The following is a 16625-nucleotide window of genomic DNA, read 5'->3' as shown; positions in this document are numbered from 1 at the left end:
CGCCCCCCCCCAGCCGGTTACGGCGTTTGGTAAAACGCCGTAACTACTCTCGGGCTCCGTACTGCTCGTAGTAGGCGTCGATGGCGGTCTTAAGCTCGTCGTCAATGACAACCTTGCCGTCGATCTCGTGGTTGTAGAGGGTCTCGACGACCTCGGCCATGGAGACGATGCTCGCGACGGGGAAACCGTACTTGGCCTCGATCTCCTTCTGCGCGGTGGTCACGCCACCCTTGCCGACCTCCATGCGGTTGAGGGACACGATCAGGCCCTTGATCTCGACATCGGCAGCAGCCTTGACCTTGGGATAGGTCTCGTCGATGGACTTACCGCTGGTGGTGACGTCCTCGACCATGACCACGCGGTCGCCGTCCTGAGGCTCATAGCCCAGCAGGTTGCCCTTATCGGCGCCGTGGTCCTTGGCCTCCTTGCGGTCGCAGCAGTACTTGACCTCCTTGCCGTACAGCTCGTGGTAGGCAATTGCGGTCACGACGGCCAGCGGAATACCCTTGTAGGCCGGCCCAAACAGCACATCAAAGTCGTCGCCAAAGTTATCGTGGATAGCCTGGGCGTAATACTCGCCCAGCTTCTTGAGCTGGTAGCCCGTCACGTAAGCGCCGGCGTTCATAAAGAACGGGGATTGACGGCCGCTCTTGAGCGTAAAGCTGCCGAACTTAAGAACGTCGGACTCGACCATAAACTTGATGAACTCTTGCTTGTAAGCCTCCATGCGGGCTCCTCTCGTAATCGCGTACGTGCCTTCCAGTTTAGCGCAGGCGAAGCGTCGATGCGGGCGCGCTTTGAGGCCACGGCATTCTGTAAAGGCTTTGTCAGGGGCAATGGTTTTCCAAACAAAGGGGTTGACGCGGCAAACCCCCTCATCAAAAATACGGGCGGATTAAAACGGGTACGAGATACCCAAAGCGCGCTGCGCCCGTCCATAAGGAGGTGTGCCATGGAAGGCAGTCATAGTCGAAAAACCTGCATGTCGCCCTCGGCACGCCGCGAGGATTCCGTATTCGCATAAGCGTCACGAACCGATCGTCAAAACCGCCACAAAGGTGCCTGTCCCCTTTGTGGCGGTTCGCGAGCTTGACGTGAGCGACATCTAGGTTTTTTGAAGCAAATACGACACGTACGCTAACTCCCTTCAACAAGGAGGACCCTATGCTGATGCTCAAAACCGCTACGGTACTCGAAGCTATCTCCAAGCGCCGCCGCACGGCGCGCCCTGCCGCCCACGCCGGCCTGTCCAAGAACACCATATTCGCCGCCACCCATTGTGCTGAGGACACTCTCGTACTGCTTGACGCCACGGCAAACGGCCTCACCGCCGAGCACGCCGCCGAGCGCCTGAGCGCCGTCGGCCCCAACACCATCGAAGCGCCGACCAAGACGCTCGCCCGCCGCATCGCCGACGCGTTCGTCGATCCCTTCGCTGGCATCCTCGCCGCCCTCGCACTGGTCTCGCTCTACATCGACGTGCTCGCCGTGCCCGAGCTGCAGCGTGACCCCTCCACGGTCATCGTCATCGGCATCATGTTGCTGGTATCGGGCGGTATGAAGTTTATCCAAGAAGCCCGCAGCGGCAATGCGGCCGAGGCCCTCAAGGACCTGGTCTCCAACACCTGCTGTGCCCTGCGCGACGGTGAGCGCGTCGAGATCCCCTTCGACGAGCTCGTCCCCGGTGATGTTATCCGCCTCTCTGCCGGAGATATGGTGCCGGCCGATGCCCGCGTCATCACCGCGCGCGACCTATTTGTGATCGAGTCCGCGCTCACCGGCGAGAGCGAGGCCGTCGAGAAGACCGCTGCCATCACCGTCGTCGAGGGCGCCGACGGCTTTGCGCTGCCACTCTCTGCCTGCAAAAACATCGTCTTTACCGGCACCTCCGTGCAAAACGGCACCGCTATGGCACTTGTCGTAGCCACCGGCTCGGACACTTACCTGGGCGGCATCGCCAAGATGCTCAACGGGCGCGGCGAGAAGAGCGCGTTTGACCGCGGCGTCTCGAGCGTCTCCATGTTGCTCGTACGCCTCATGCTCGTTATGGCGCCGGCCGTCTTTGCCATCAACGCCGCCACCAAGGGCAACGTCATCGATGCGCTGTTGTTCGCCACGAGCGTGGCCGTGGGCATCACGCCGCAGATGCTTCCCGTCATCGTGACCACGAGCCTGTCGCAGGGCGCCAAGGACCTCGCCCGTCGCCAGGTTATCGTCAAGGAGCTGCCAGCAATCCAAAACCTGGGCGCGATGGACGTCCTGTGCTGCGACAAGACCGGCACCCTCACCGAAGACCGCATCGTGCTCGAGCGCTACCTCAACACCGACGGCAACGAGGACGCACGCGTGCTGCGCCATGCGTTTTTGAACAGCTTCTTCCAGACTGGCCTCAAGAACCTTATCGACCTGGCTGTCATCGACCGTGCCGACGTGACGCCCTCGACCGGCGCGCCCAATTCCATGCTGGGTCAGAGCCTGCGCGACCGCTATACCAAGGTCGACGAGGTGCCCTTCGATTTCTCGCGCCGTCGCCTGAGCGTAGTTGTCGCCGACGCCCAGGGTAAAACCCAGATGGTCACCAAGGGAGCTGCCGAGGAAATGCTCGAGATCTGCTCCTTTGTCGAGGTCGATGGCGCCGCCCAGCCGCTTACCGAAGATAAGCTCGCCCAGATTCGCAAGCAGGTCGCCGGGCTCAACGCCGAGGGCCTGCGCGTGATTGCCGTGGCGCAGAAAACCAATCCGCGCTGCGTGGGCGAGTTTGGCATCGCCGACGAATGCGACATGGTGTTGATGGGCTTTTTGGCCTTCCTCGATCCGCCCAAGGCGAGTGCCGCGGGCGCCGTCGCCACGCTCGAGGCCAAGGGCGTGGCAGTCAAGGTCCTGACCGGCGACAACGACCGCGTTGCCGCCACCGTCTGCGAACAGATCGGTATCGACGCGAGCAACGTCTTGCTCGGCTCCGAGATCGATGCGCTCGATGACGCCGAACTTGCCGAGCGCGCCGAGAACACCCACCTCTTCGCCAAGCTCTCGCCACTGCAGAAGGCGCGTCTGGTGCGTGTCATGCGCGAGCTGCTCGGCCACACCGTGGGCTTTATGGGCGATGGCATCAACGACGCCGCCGCCATGCGTGCGAGCGACTGCGGCATCTCGGTCGATTCGGCCGTCGACATCGCCAAGGAATCCGCCGACATCATCTTGCTCCAGAAAGACCTGGGCGTGCTCGAGCGCGGCATCATCGAAGGCCGCCGCACCTACGGCAACCTACTCAAGTACCTCAAGACCACGGTAAGCTCCAACTTTGGCAACGTGCTATCCGTGACCGTCGCGAGCCTGTTCTTGCCATTCTTGCCCATGAGCGCTCTGCAGTTGGTGCTGCTGTCGCTGGTCTACGAGATCGTGTGCATCGCGCTGCCGTGGGACACCGTCGACGACGCCTGGACCGCCCGTCCGCGCGCCTGGGACGCCGCGTCCATTAAGGGCTTTATGCTCGAGCTGGGCCCCGTGAGCTCGCTGTTTGACATCGTGACCTTCGCCGCGCTCTTCTTTGTGGTGTGCCCCGCCGCCGTGGGCGCGAGCTGGGCCGAGCTTGCCGCCGCGGGCAACGTCACGGGCATGGAGGCCTTTGCGGCGCTCTTCCAGAGTGGCTGGTTTGTCGAGTCCATGTGGTCACAGACGCTCGTGATCCACATGCTGCGCTCCCCACGCCTGCCGAGCGCGCGCGACCACGCCGCGCCCGCGCTGTGCGCCCTCACCGTGCTGGGCCTGGCGCTCGTCACCTGGCTGCCGGCAAGCCCCATCGCCGATGCACTCGGTCTCATGACGCTACCCGCGAGCTTTTTCGCACTGCTCATCGGCATCGTTACCGCCTACATCGCGCTCACCCAGCTGGCAAAGCACCGCTACATTGCCCGCCACGGTGAACTGCTTTAGCACGGTGAGCCGCCACAGTAGACAGCCCAAGGGCAAAACCACCACAAAGGCGCCTGTCCCCTTTGTGGTGGTTTTGGTGCGCTACGAGGCATTGGTCAGGCGGCTCCAGAGTTCGTCAATATCGATTTGGTCGCCGCCACTCAGATAACCGGTGTGAATAAAAGACTCACTATAGATATAGATGTCATGCGCGCTGTCGCCATCATCTTCGGTGTCGTAGGCCGAAATCACGTAACGGTTGCCGTCGAGCGCCTTGACCAGCCAATACACGGAATCGTCGATTGTGCACTTCTCCTGCACTATCGACGCATCGCCGATTGCGCCGGTGAGCGCACGATCGCCCGTCGTATAGCCGCCCACCGAGAGCAAAATCGCCACGCTATCGTCTCCGCCGCCCGGCTCAAGCTCCTCGTACTCGGACTCCGAAAGCGGTATCGCGCTGTTCGCAAGTTCGTCCACGTCATCCGAAATCTTAGAAAAGGTAAAAGCGAAAAGTCCCGCGTCATCGGCGGCACCGTAGCCCACGCTCTCGCCTTGCCACTCATAGTTTTGATGCTTGAGCAGGCGCACCAGGTCGGCGCCGTCCAAGTTGATCGCAGCATAGACCGTCACGTTGGCGTTGTCGTCTACACAGGCGGCGTCCGCCGTGGTCGCCTTCTCGGCACCGCCCGCGCCGCCCAATCCGCCCGAGCAGCCAGCCAGCGCACAAGCCAACGCACCCGCGCCTGCCACAAAGGCCGCACGGTTCATCGTCACTTCATTCATCATGTTCGTTCCTCGCTATGGTATTGGCCACGTCGCACCTAGCCGAGCGCGCGTCCAGTCTTTTCCTGCCAAAATTCGTCTATCGTCGGAGCACCGCCGCCCTGGGTAAACCTACCGGTCTTGATAGCCTCCTCGGTAATGAGATCCAAGCGGTAGTCACCGTTTTCCATCGGGCTTGCCATGGCAACGTGCCGCGCCATGTTGGAACCGTATACGCACGCGATCCATGAGCCCGAAGTAATCTGCGCCCGGTCCTCGACCGGCACAGAAAAGCCCGCGATAACATCCTCGCAGCTCGAATAGCCCGAAAGTTGCAGCGTGAACATCACGGTGCTTCCGGTGCCGCCCTTGTCGAGCTTTCCGATTTCGTCCTCGCCGAGCCATTCGGTCGCACCGTCCTTGCTGATATTGCAGACGCTGAGCACGTGTCCCGTCTCGTCCTCGTACATCTCGAGCGCGTCTTGCCAGGTATAGCCCTGCTGCGAGGCAAACTCCTGCAACTGCCAGCCCTTAAGCTCGAGGAGCGCCGCGATGCTGATGTTGCGGTGCGCATCCCAGCAATCATCCGACCACGTATCGAACGCATCCGCCGAGCCGCTGTCCGCGTCGCCGGAATCGTCCGACGTCACGCCCGCGTTCATCTTGTCCTTTACCGGGCGGTCGTCGTTAAAACCCGTCGCATCCTGCGTCCGCTGTCCGCCGCACCCCACAAGCGTCAGCAGCGCCGTTCCCGCCGCCGCGACAAATGCCGTGCGCGAAAGTACCGTCTCCCTCATCATTGTTCCTTTCCCGTTCTTTATCACCATGCCGAGAAACACATCCGGCATCGATTCACACATAAGCCGCCTCACGCTATTGACGAGGCAGCTCCGTCCAGCCAAAACCGGGTTCAAAACCATCGCGTGTACCGATCACATCGCCCGAACCGTTGACCCAGGCCTGGTCGGCCATCACCGAGACCTCGACATCGGTGCCGTCGGGTCTGGCGTAATGGTTGACCCCGCGAATGGCATCGGAATACGAGGCGGCGCCCGTCCCCACGCCCGCGCTGGAAAAATTGGCGGCGCTGGCAGCCATATTCGCGGCGTGCTGACGGTCGCTGCGATCGAACCACGCCTGCTGGTAGCTGTCGAACGCCGCCTGTTGCGAGGCATGCATCTGTTGCCAGGCTGCAAACTGCTGTTGCTGCTGGGCAATGTTCATCTGCGTGCGTTGGCGCTGCTCAAGCACCATCTGCTGCTTTTGAGCTGACGCCTCGCGTGCAATCGCCGGATTGAGCCGCAGAGTCGACGCCATTGATGCAAGCGCCGTGGAGGCCGCCTCGTCCAGGCGACCTTCTGGCGCAACCAAACAGAAGCTGTCCCTGATACGCCACTGCAGCAGGTCGGCCGCACCCAGCTCGAACGACGCTCCGTCCGGGCAACCGCCTCGACCCGTGGGCTGTTCTTGCGCGACGCCCCGTCCCGCCGCTGCCGCCGCCTTGCGCTCGCGCAGGCGCTTGCCCAAAACACCGCCGATCAGCCCACTCGAAAGGCCCGCGCCCAGCAGCGCCTCGGCCCCAGCGGCAACACCTTTGCCCATAGAACCCGCGACGCCTCCGATTGAAAACATATAGCCCTCGACTTTGGCCGCCACCGCGAGCTCGGTGGGCACCGGAGCGCCCGTGAGCCGATATCGACGCATGCGGCACTCATAGACCACATCACTCGGTTCCATCGAAAAGCCCTGGATTGCAAAGTCGTTTGCCGCCTCGCGCTTTACGCGGGCACGCTCGCGCTCGATATCGACCGCCGCGCTCGATGGGTACGGTTGCTCGGCAACAACCTCTGCCCGCGCGCCCAGCCGTGCTGCACAGGCCTGAGCCAGCTCGTCGCAAGCTGCCTCCACGTGCACAAACACCTTGCGTTCGGTTTGCGTGGGGATACGCTTGGCAACGGCGCCCGCATCCACGTAGCAGAGCTCGGAGCGGTACATAATCCGCTCACCCATCGGACCCGCCGCCGTCACGCCAACCGAAATCGGGCAGTCGAAACTGCCGCTGCGCTCAAGATGCGCTTCTTCGATATGCCAGCCCCGCGGCAGCACCACCTGCGCGAGTGCCTGGCCGCCAGAGGTATCGCATGCGGCATGAAGCTCAAGGTCACCGATGTGAGGCGCATCCGTCGTGGCCGCGTCACGAGACGACGACGCGACTCCGGCAGTCTCCACCGGCGCATCGGCCGGCGCGTCCACACTCGGGTCGCCGCCTTCGTCCACATCGTCATCGGCAGTCGCCCCATCTGTAGCCCCCACGGCGCCCGGGTAGCCCACAACGCCCTCAAGTCGGACGCCGCACCCCGGGCAAAATCGCACCGGCACGCCGGCGACCCGAGGCAGCTGCGCCCCACACGCCGGGCAGAATCTCAAGTCACTCATCCCGTACATCCCTAATTTCGTTAGCTGTTTTTGATTGCGGCAAGCTGCCGCCATAACTCATCGGCACCGTTAAGTCGATACGCCGTCTTATCGAGCACGATGTTTTTGCCCTCAAGTTCTACCGATTGCTCCGAGCCATCCGTATAGACAAAGACGAGCGTTCGGCCGGCATCGCTCGTCCGCTCATCCACCGCATCCCCCACGGTGCAGCCATCGAGCGCGGCAAAAGTCGATGCGACCAGTTCGTCATCGTCGGTCTCATAGGCCGTCCGCGCCTCCCCGTCCTCGATAAGCTTGACCGCCACCGGAACGGCAGCGCAATCGTTGAGCGACACTTGCGCGGCAGTCTTTCCCTGAGCGCCATGTTCGCCGGCAACGTAAACTCGCATGAGTGTCACCGCCGCGGCAAAGACCACCACGGCGATAAGCGCGCCCGCAATTTTATTAGACGCGCAACCCCGAGACGCCATAGGTGCACCCCCTCCGTTCTGCTCTGCTCAGCATCACATTCATATGCCTTTGAGCACCAAAACGGCAGGTGACAAATGTCTCATATTCATATTTTTGCAGGTAAAAAACCACCACAAAGGTGCCTGTCCCCTTTGTGGTGGTTAGCTAGTCTTGGGGTGTCCAGGACCAGAAGAAGTTGATGAGGGCTACGCGCGAGGAGGCACCGGTCTTTTTGTTGATCGAAGCGATGTGGCGATAGAGCGTGGAACGCGAAAGGAAGAGTGCCGCCGCCACGTCCTGCACGCTGTCGTCCGAAACGACCAGTGCCTCCAGAACATCGCGCTCGCGCTTGGTGAGCCCAAAGGCGGCAACGAAGCCATCGAGCCGATCGTCAAACGAAAGCTCCGGCGCCTCCAGGGGCACCGTGTCGGCCTGGCCGGGCTCACAGCTCACGCCAAGATCGTCGGTGGCAAGCGCCAGCCTGCCGCGCGTCGCCTCGCCCTCACCGTCTTGTCCAAACTGTCCCAACAGCGAAATCGCGATGCCGACAAACAGCACGAGCACGACGCTCACTGCCGCCAGCACGTTTTGACTCGAGATAATCGCCACTGCCGGAGCCGTCACGAGCATCGAGCAAACGTTGTTGATAACACGGCCCATGCACGGCCACAGATACGCCCAGCGGGCATACATCGAAATCGCGGCGAACTTCGCGGTGAAGAACACCACGAAAAAGCCCGTGCCAAGGTAAAAGATAATCGTGGCGGCAAGCGTGTTGCCACCGTTGCCATCGGTGATAAGTACAAAGAACGAGAGCGTGGACAGCATGGCGGCGCACGTCATGATGATATTCATATACGAACGCCCACGCAGGTCATACAGGACGCCGGCGGCAAGGGCGCTCACAACCAGCAGCAAGCGCGGCCAGTCGCCCAGATCGATAGCGCCAGCGGCATGCGAGGTCGTAAGGCCGGCATTGAGGGCCGCGAACACGCCGGTGAGGCAAGCGGTCGCCACCGTCAGACGCACCACGGCACCCTGAAAGGCCGCCTTTGCCTCGGGGTCATCGTGCCACCTGGCGCCACGCTCCGACGCATCGACCGATAGCTCGGCAATCTCGACCTCGAACTCGGGCGCAGGCTCATCACGCAATTTAGCGCGGCGGACACCGTGAAGCAGCCCCACCAGCGCAATCGCACAGGCAATGAGAACAGACTGCTGGGGAATGCCCGCAGGCATCACCATATGGTTGAGCACCTGCACCAAAATGCCCACAGCATAGGAAACCGCCACGGTGCGCGCCAGGCAGGGCGTCTGCGCAAAACGCCGCGCAAGATTGGCATGGGCGGTCGATCCGCAATAGCCCAGGGCGCAGCACGCCACCAGGCCGCCGGCAATTACTACCTCAAACCGCATTGCCATAATCATCAGCAGCAACGCCGATACCAACAGCACGCCCGTAATATCGCTCGTCGCATCGATCGTCTGGGGACGGCGATAGTACAGAAATGGGCGCACGAAAAAGCCAATCACGCTCGCGCCGACAACGATGCTCTCGTAGATGACGACCTCACTCGATGGCACGAACTCGGCCATGCGCGCATCAAAGAAATACTCGCACGCCAAAAACGTGAAGAAGAACAGCGCTAGGCACAGAATCTCCCGCATGCCCCGGCGCAAATATGCGGTTGTGTCTCCCAGGTCCCTCATGGTAACCCCCACCCGCTTTGTTGTCCGGAACACCATTTTAATAAAGAACCAATCTCAATATCGAAGCCAAGTTCGAAATGTTGCAAATTCGACCCCAGCCGTCCGCATGACGCCGCGATTTTGAGCCGCATGACCCAGAAGGGGCGCGCGCGGTCTCTAGCTCGACAAAGAGTGTCCCCAACTGCCACTCATTTAAGCACTCATTTAAGTACGTCCCCAGTGAGTAGACAAAGGCTGCGACGGAATGGTTATGCAGGAACCATTCCGTCGCAGCCTAATGAAAGGGACTGGGTTGTAAATGTTGGAGAAGAGCCGTTAGCGCCCGGGGGCCAGGATCACCAGCGCGTCGTGCTCAAAGGGATGCTGCGCCACGCGCACGGTGCCGTCACCGTTGTCACGGACGGGCAGCTTTGCGATGCGCTTGTCCTCCATGTCGAGGACCGTCGCCGTCCAGCCACGCGCGCCGTCGAGCTTAAACTTGAGCGCCGTGGTACGCGGCAGGTACGCGACGATGCGATCGCCAACGCGCGCCACACGGATGGACTCGCGCGCGTCGTCGAGGAGCTCCTGCGCCGGAACCACGGCAAGTGCATCGTCGGCAGCCGTAGCGCCTAGGGCGGCAAGCACGTGCTCGATCGCGCCAAAGTCCCACACACCCGCAAACTGCAGGCACTCTTGCCAGCGGAAGGGCATGTCAAAGCCCTCGCCCAGGACCGAACCCTGGCTGCGCGATGTTTGCCAGTTCCACACGCCGTGTGCGCCATAGGTCACGCCGGCACTGGCGCCGGCAAGAATCGACGACCATACGCTCGCGCGGCAATCCTGCGCGGTAAAACGCCAGTAGACGTTGCGCGACGCACCCATCTGCTCGTAGCAAGGCTCGGAGTTGACCATCGGCTTTTTGGGATAGTTGGCGATAAAGTCCTGCGGCAGACGCCATGCCTCGGGCTGGCCCTCGTAGTTGTGGCCGGGCTGGAACATATAAAAGTCCAGACGGTCCAGATACTGCGCCGGAATGGTGCGGTTACCGCGGTTGATATGCATGGTGCGCAGTGCCTCGGGCGCGCGCTTGACGACCTCGTCGAGGGCGTCCTCGTAATAGGCGATCGCCTCGTCGCCGGCAAAGTCGGTATCGCCCGCCACCACGTAGACGGGGTCGAACTCGCCCAGGTTCTCGACGACGCGGGCAACGTGGGCGCGAACCTCCTCACGCGGCATAATCTCGGCACCGCAACGCTCGGCGATCTTGGCACCCCAGGTACCGGGCACGTAGTTGCACCACATGAGCACGAGCGCCGGACGAATGCCGTGCTCGACGGCCGCGCGGCACATGGCGGCGGCACGATCCCAATACGCCTGGTTGGGGCAGGACCAATCAAAGTGCACGCCATCCTCGCTGGCATAGGGCCAAATGCCCAGGTCGGGACAGCAGCGATCCCACTGCGGCAACGTGTTGATCTGCAGCACGTTCATGCCCTGCTCGGCACGGCGGGTCAGGTAGTAATCCCAGTCGTTCTCGGCGATGCTCGTAAATGCGCTCCAGCACGTATCGGCAAACCAGAAGAACGGTTTGCCCTCGCACAAAAAGCCGTCCTGGCGACCGTTGGCGGTCAGCTTTCCCAAACTCATCTGCATGTCCTTTCGTTTGATAAAGGATTTGCGAACCGCCGGGGGCTTTCGCGATAACCCCGCGCGAAAGCCCCCGCCGCTTGGCAAACCATCGCGGGCGAATCCCATCCGCCCCCAATCAGTCTACCTTGCAAAAAAGACCCCGCCGGGCTTGCGCCTGACGGGGCCCTGTCGTGTAGGGGTCTTTTTAGACCGAATGGCTTGGCCTTAGGCCTCCATCTCGGCAAGCTCCTCCTTGGAGAAGCCGGAGACAAAGACGACGGCAGCGGCGATGACAAAGGAGATTGCCATACCAACGATAGCCCAGACGGTGTTCATCTGGCCACCCTGCAGGTAGTTGGTGAAGACCAGGAAGTTGGAGGCACCGCCTGCGAGGTAGTAGGTAACCCCCATGAGGCCGGAGAACACAGCGCCGATGGCACCGCCGATGAACATGCCGAACATGGTGCGACGGAAGCGCATGAGGATACCGAAGAGCGCGGGCTCGGTGACGCCGCCGGCGATAGCGGAGATGACGTAGCCGATGGCGAGGGACTTCTCGTCGGGGTTCTTCATCTTGAGGAAGGCACCGAAGGCGCAACCCCAGACAGCGGCCATAGCGCAGTTGGTGGAAACGAAGACGAAGGGATCGTAACCGGCAGCGATGATCTGAACCTGGGCGAGCAGGATGACGGGCATGTGCATGCCGCAGACCACGAAGAGCTGCCAGAAGGCGCCGAGGATGGCCATGACGATCAGGATGCCGATGCCGCCAAGGTCAGCAAGGCCGAAGAGGGCGTTGGCGATCAGCGTACCGATCTCGTTGCCGATCGGAGCGAGGACGATGAAGGCAATGGGGATCGTGACGATCATGGTGCAGAACGGCGTGAAGACCGTGGAGAGCACGTCGGGCATGACCTTCTTAAAGAACTTCTCGACGAAGTAGAGGACAGGCACCGAAAGGATGATCGGCAGGACGGACTGCTGATAGTTGGCAGCAGCGATCTGGATGCCGTAGACGGAGATGATGCCGCCGCCCTCCTGGGTGGCGACGCTCACCACGGAAGGAGCCATGAGGGCGCCACCGAGCAGCATGCCGAGCACCGGGCTGGCGCCGAGCTTCTTAGCCGCGGCATAACCCAGGTAGATGGGGATAAAGGTGAACGTGGCCTCGTACAGCGTGGTGTAGAGGAACGTATAGGTCGGGTCGTCGGCCGAGAGCACACCGAGCATGGTGGGGCCGAGGACGGCCGCGATGGTACGGAACAGACCGCCGGCCATGAGCAGCGGGATGAGCTGGGTCATGGAGCCCGACAGATAGTCGAGGATGATATTGGGCAGGTTCTTGAGCTCGAACTTCTCCTTGGGAGCATCGAGGTTCTCGTTGACGGCCTCACCCTGCTTGACACCGGAGATGGCGACGAACTCGGCGAGCACCTTGGGCACGTTCTGGCCGATGATGACCTGGAGCTGGCTGCCGGCAAACTGGCAACCCAGAACACCCTTGACCTTCTTGATCTTCTCCACGTCGGCCTTGCTGTTATCCTTGAGCGTCAGACGCAGGCGCGTCATGCAGTTGGTGGCAACGGAAACATTCTCCGCACCGCCCACGAGCTCGAGGACATCGGTGGCAATCTGCTTGTTATCTACTGCCATGGGACCCCTCCCCATATCTTCGTGTGCCAGCCCCCTTGGGCTTAGGCACGCCTTTGGCCCGGCGACTATAACCCCTTACGGTTGCCGGACCCTTGGATACGCTTTTGTAAACAAGGTGTTTACTGAACGTTTACGAGCTTTAGTTTACACGGAGCGCCGAATTTATGGCAATTTTGCCGTCTACAGTCCGGTGAACGGTAGGAAATCGGGGGTGAACGTATTTGAATGGCGGGAGATGGTCTCTTTGACCCTCTATTGATATATAGCCATTTACGTGGGATTTTATTTTGATGAACACCTCACTGATCTGTTAACTCATCAACAGAATCCCTGCTAGAAGCTAGTAAACATACGTTTAGTAGTTCACGACGTGTTCAATTTTGCCGTTTACCGAGTTCATCTGGTTATTCTTCAATTCTAGATTACACTAAACATGTTTAGTTTGTATTGCCGCAGATGCCAGGCATTCGCGGCGCAAGGGAGGCAGCTCATGGAACTCAAATTGTGTACCTACGCAACCGTCACCACCTTGGGCGACTTTGGCCCCTGGATCAGCAAGGTCGTACTCGACCTGCCCTGCACCGTGCGCGCCAACGACATCGACGCGAACACCTTCCATATATATGTAGAGCGTCACGAGCGCTCGGGCGATGTTCTGATGCGCAAGGAACGCGGCGCCGACCATGCCGCGCCCTCCGTGGGTTACATCGACATTCTCGCCGCATATCCGTGCGACGAGAACGGACGTAAGCTCGCCGTGGGCACCCATGTGGCGCTCGAGGTCGCCGAGCAGCGCCTGACCAAAAAGATCGAAGGCGGCGTCATGGGCTCGCGCATGCTCGATGACCAGTTGCACATCACGCAGCTCGCGGCTCTTCCCGGCAACGACGGCGACGATCCCACCTGCGGCCTGGTCTTCGACACCTGCCGTGGCGATATCTGCCCTGCGCTCAAAGGCTGGAGCAACGACACGCAAAAGACCGCCGTCGACGGTATCGCGCTCGAATACGGCTTCTTTGAGCCCAGCTTTAAGGCCGAGGACTCGGCATGCTTCAACCCCTTTGCGCCCGAGGCCACGGCCGTGCCCCAAAAGGCACCGCTCGTGGTGTATCTGCACGGCGCCGGCGAGGGCAAGGGCGCCACGCAGGGCGAAGGCGCCACGCGCGCCTATATCGGCAACCGCGTGACGGCCATCAGCCAGGCGCAGATCCAGCGCTACTTTGGCGGCTTTGCCTGGGTGCTCGTACCGCAGTCGCCCACGTTTTGGATGGACAACGGCGTCGAGCAGCTTGGTCACTCCAACCAGAGCATCTACTCCCCCGTGCTCAAGGCACTTATCGATGAGTTTGTCGCCGAGCATGCCGACCGCATCGACACCGACCGCATCGTGGTCGCTGGTCTTTCCAACGGCGGCTTTATGACCCTGCGCCTGTGCGCCGACTACCCCGATTTCTTCGCCGCGGGCCTTCCCTGCTGCGCCCCGTGGTACAACGCCACGGACGAGGACGTGGCCGCGCTCGCCAAGACGCCGCTGTGGTTTACGCACTCCAAGGGCGACGAGCTCGTGTCACCGCAACAGACCGTGCTGCCGCTCACGGCGCGCCTGCGCGATGCCGGCGCCAACGTGCACCTCACCTACTTTAGCCATGTCGAGGACCTGACCGGCGTGTATCGCGAGGCCGACGGCTCGGCCAAGAAGACGTTCAACCACGGCGTGTGGATCCACCAATTCAACGACCTGTGTTATCAAGACTTCGACGGGGGCAACGTACTCATCGACGGCGAGCCGGTGGGCTGCTGGGAGTGGTCGGCCAGGGTTTCGAGGTAACCATCCCATCGGGGGCTCTGACCTTTAGTTTTGTAAACGTCCTCGCGCATGAGCCCCGCTTATCCTGCTCCTTCGGAGCATCGGATAAGCGGGGCTCGCGCTGCGGAATGTTTACAAAACTAAAGGTCAGAGCCCCCTAAGTTAACGTTGTTCGAAACGCTGGTCGGCCGCTTCCGGCGGGCCGCCGGGTCGCGGGCGATGGGGGCGTGGGTCCCGTCTTGCCTTGCGCGTAACTGGCTGAATTGATTTTGATTGGAGCTGTTCCTATGTCCCAGAAGTTGACTCGGGTGATTGTTACTACCGATATGGAAGTCGACGATATGAACTCGCTTGTTCATTTGGCTCTGTATCTCAACTTGCTTGATGTTCAGGCTGTGGTGTATACGGCTTCGCAGTATCACTTTCTTGGGGATGGGGTTCATACGCTCGGCGAGGTGAATTCGCATTGGCGGACCAAAGGGCGGCGCTCTTATGAGTGGGCTGTTGTGCCTCATGAGCCCGATCCGCTAGCCGGCGAGCTTCGTGAGTATCGGCCGTTTCCCGAGCATTGGATTGAGAGTCTCTGGAGTAATGAATATGCCCAGGCTTGGCCGCAGTTGCAGGCAAATGCGGACGCCGCCGGTGAACCGCCGTTTCCCACGCCTGCCCAGATGATCGAGCGTACGTTTGTGGGAAATGTTGCCTTTGAGGGTGATGTGACTGAGGAAACTGAGGGGTCTCGCGTAATTGCGCAGGCGATTCTGGATGATGATCCGCGTACGTTATGGTTGCTCAGCTGGGGTGGTATGAATACGATCGTTCGCGCCCTCATGAGTATTGCCGAGCGCTATCGCGCCACGCCCGAGTGGCCCGCCGTGCAGCAGCAGGTCTATCAGAAGGTGCGCGTGATGGGCGTTGCCGATGGCGTGGGACAGGACAACTCGTGGCTCGACCATGGGCGCGAGCTCTTTCCCGAGCTCATCTTTTGGCGTACGCCCTATATGTATGGCAACTATTTCGACGCCAAAACAGCTCAGCCCGATACGCTGCCGCTGTTTAAGGCTCCCTGGCCCGAGCAGAATCTCACGCAGGGCAACGGCCCCCTCATGGCACGCTATATGCTCTATGGCGATGGTAAGGTCTACGAAAACGAACCCGAGCGCTTTCAGTTTGGCAAGCATGCCCGCCTGGATTGGGGCCTGGAAGGCATGCCCGCGGTGCAGTTTGAGCGCGGCGACTTCATGGCCGAAGGCGACAGCATGACCTATATTCCACTGCTGCCGTTTGGCCTGCGCGGCATCGACGACCGCGACTTCGATACGCTGCTGGGCCGCATGTTTCTTGATGGACACCCCGATGCGAGCGCGCCCGCCGGTTTTGCCTCCATCGGCACGCCCGCAGACGACAATCTCAATCCCTATCTGCGTGCCTATCAGGAAGACTTTGCCGCCCGCGCGCAATGGTGTGCCCATGATCCGGCAGCCTGCTCGCATCCGGCACATGTTGTCGAGGCCACGGCCGACCGCAGCGCCACAGCCGGCGAGCGCGTCGACCTTACAGCGACCATCGTCGACCCCGACGGCAAGGGCTTCGATGTACATTGGGATGTCGCCGTGGACCCGTCGAGCTATGCAGGCGCCCAGGATCTGTCGCTGTGGCAAGAATGCACGGTAGACACCGCTTTCATCGTGCCCGCCGACGCGCGGCCCGGCGACCGCCTTGTGCTCACCCTTACCGTGCAGACGCGCGCCGAGCGCCCCTGCAGCCGCTACGCCCAGGTCGCCGTAACCGTGGCATAGCAAGGACGGCGCCCACATTCGGCAGCCGCCGCATTCGACAAAGAGTGCCCCCAGGCGCCAAACGAGCGAGGATTTTTGGACACCCAAATGACGAGAGTGGATAATCCCCCACTTTGAGCCCACAAGCAGGCCAAAAATGGGAGATTATCCACTCTCGTTCTGCGAGCACTCATTGGGGACGTACTTAAATGAGTAGTTTCACTCATTTAAGTACGTCCCCAATGAGTAGGAAAAATGGGCCATGTGTCCCAGTTGTGGAGACTCGTTGAGCCGTCTGGGTATCGTGAAAGATCGCGCACTCCCCCATCATCAAAAGTGACACACGCTACCAGTTGATGGGAGGCAGCCATGGGCTTCTTTGACAAGATGTTCGAGAAGAAAGAGTGCGCGATTTGCGGTACCGAGCTGGGACTTCTAGGTAAGACAAAAATCAATGAAGGCTACCTGTGCAAAGAGTGCGCCGGCAAGCTCTCCCCCTACTT

Annotated in this window: 12 protein-coding genes; 4 read left to right on the top strand and 8 right to left on the bottom strand. The window is 61.1% G+C overall.

What is annotated here, in order from left to right; genetic code table 11:
* Positions 1-43: 43 nt before the first annotated feature.
* Entirely contained in the window at positions 44-727 is a 684-nt protein-coding gene (pyrE, locus tag DXC67_RS02315) for an orotate phosphoribosyltransferase (protein WP_006236284.1), read from the bottom strand.
* Between the two features lie 437 nt (positions 728-1164).
* Between pyrE and mgtA the strand changes: the two genes are divergently transcribed.
* Entirely contained in the window at positions 1165-3933 is a 2769-nt protein-coding gene (gene mgtA / locus DXC67_RS02310) for a magnesium-translocating P-type ATPase (RefSeq protein WP_117637200.1), read from the top strand.
* Positions 3934-4014: 81 nt separating this feature from the next.
* On the opposite strand, the gene DXC67_RS02305 is transcribed toward mgtA, so the two are convergent.
* The 7 genes from DXC67_RS02305 to DXC67_RS02275 all read right to left on the bottom strand — a co-directional run bounded on the left by DXC67_RS02305 (position 4015) and on the right by DXC67_RS02275 (position 12537).
* Entirely contained in the window at positions 4015-4701 is a 687-nt protein-coding gene (locus DXC67_RS02305) for a hypothetical protein (RefSeq protein WP_117637199.1), read from the bottom strand.
* Positions 4702-4736: 35 nt separating this feature from the next.
* A complete protein-coding gene (locus DXC67_RS02300; protein ID WP_117637198.1) occupies positions 4737-5474 on the bottom strand; it encodes a hypothetical protein in 738 nt (245 codons plus the stop codon).
* Between the two features lie 76 nt (positions 5475-5550).
* Positions 5551-7113: a zinc ribbon domain-containing protein gene (locus DXC67_RS02295; protein ID WP_147327736.1), complete on the bottom strand. Its 1563-nt coding sequence runs from the start codon at positions 7111-7113 to the stop codon at positions 5551-5553.
* 20 nt (positions 7114-7133) lie between these two features.
* Entirely contained in the window at positions 7134-7583 is a 450-nt protein-coding gene (locus DXC67_RS02290) for a hypothetical protein (protein WP_117637196.1), read from the bottom strand.
* Positions 7584-7728: 145 nt separating this feature from the next.
* Entirely contained in the window at positions 7729-9273 is a 1545-nt protein-coding gene (locus DXC67_RS02285) for a helix-turn-helix transcriptional regulator (protein WP_158564946.1), read from the bottom strand.
* A 315-nt stretch (positions 9274-9588) separates the two neighbouring features.
* Positions 9589-10902, bottom strand: a complete 1314-nt coding sequence (locus tag DXC67_RS02280) for a DUF4038 domain-containing protein (RefSeq protein WP_117637213.1) — start codon at positions 10900-10902, stop codon at positions 9589-9591.
* 207 nt (positions 10903-11109) lie between these two features.
* Positions 11110-12537 carry a PTS transporter subunit EIIC gene (locus DXC67_RS02275; RefSeq protein WP_117637194.1) on the bottom strand — a complete coding sequence of 476 codons (1428 nt, stop codon included), beginning with the start codon at positions 12535-12537 and terminating at the stop codon, positions 11110-11112.
* Positions 12538-13027: 490 nt separating this feature from the next.
* Between DXC67_RS02275 and DXC67_RS02270 the strand changes: the two genes are divergently transcribed.
* The 3 genes from DXC67_RS02270 to DXC67_RS10565 form a co-directional block, all read left to right on the top strand.
* Positions 13028-14365, top strand: a complete 1338-nt coding sequence (locus DXC67_RS02270; RefSeq protein WP_117637193.1) for a prolyl oligopeptidase family serine peptidase — start codon at positions 13028-13030, stop codon at positions 14363-14365.
* Between the two features lie 266 nt (positions 14366-14631).
* The gene (locus tag DXC67_RS02265; protein ID WP_117637192.1) at positions 14632-16143 is read left to right on the top strand and encodes a nucleoside hydrolase-like domain-containing protein; all 1512 of its coding nucleotides are present in this window, start codon (positions 14632-14634) and stop codon (positions 16141-16143) included.
* Between the two features lie 348 nt (positions 16144-16491).
* A partial coding sequence (locus DXC67_RS10565; protein WP_369831356.1) for a DUF4428 domain-containing protein occupies positions 16492-16625 on the top strand: 134 nt, incomplete at its 3' end.

Origin of the sequence: Collinsella sp. TF07-1, assembly GCF_003437235.1 — a bacterium.
Classification (GTDB): Bacteria; Actinomycetota; Coriobacteriia; order Coriobacteriales; family Coriobacteriaceae; genus Collinsella.
Note: the sequence above shows the minus strand (reverse complement) of the source record. Positions and strands in the feature narration are given on the sequence as shown.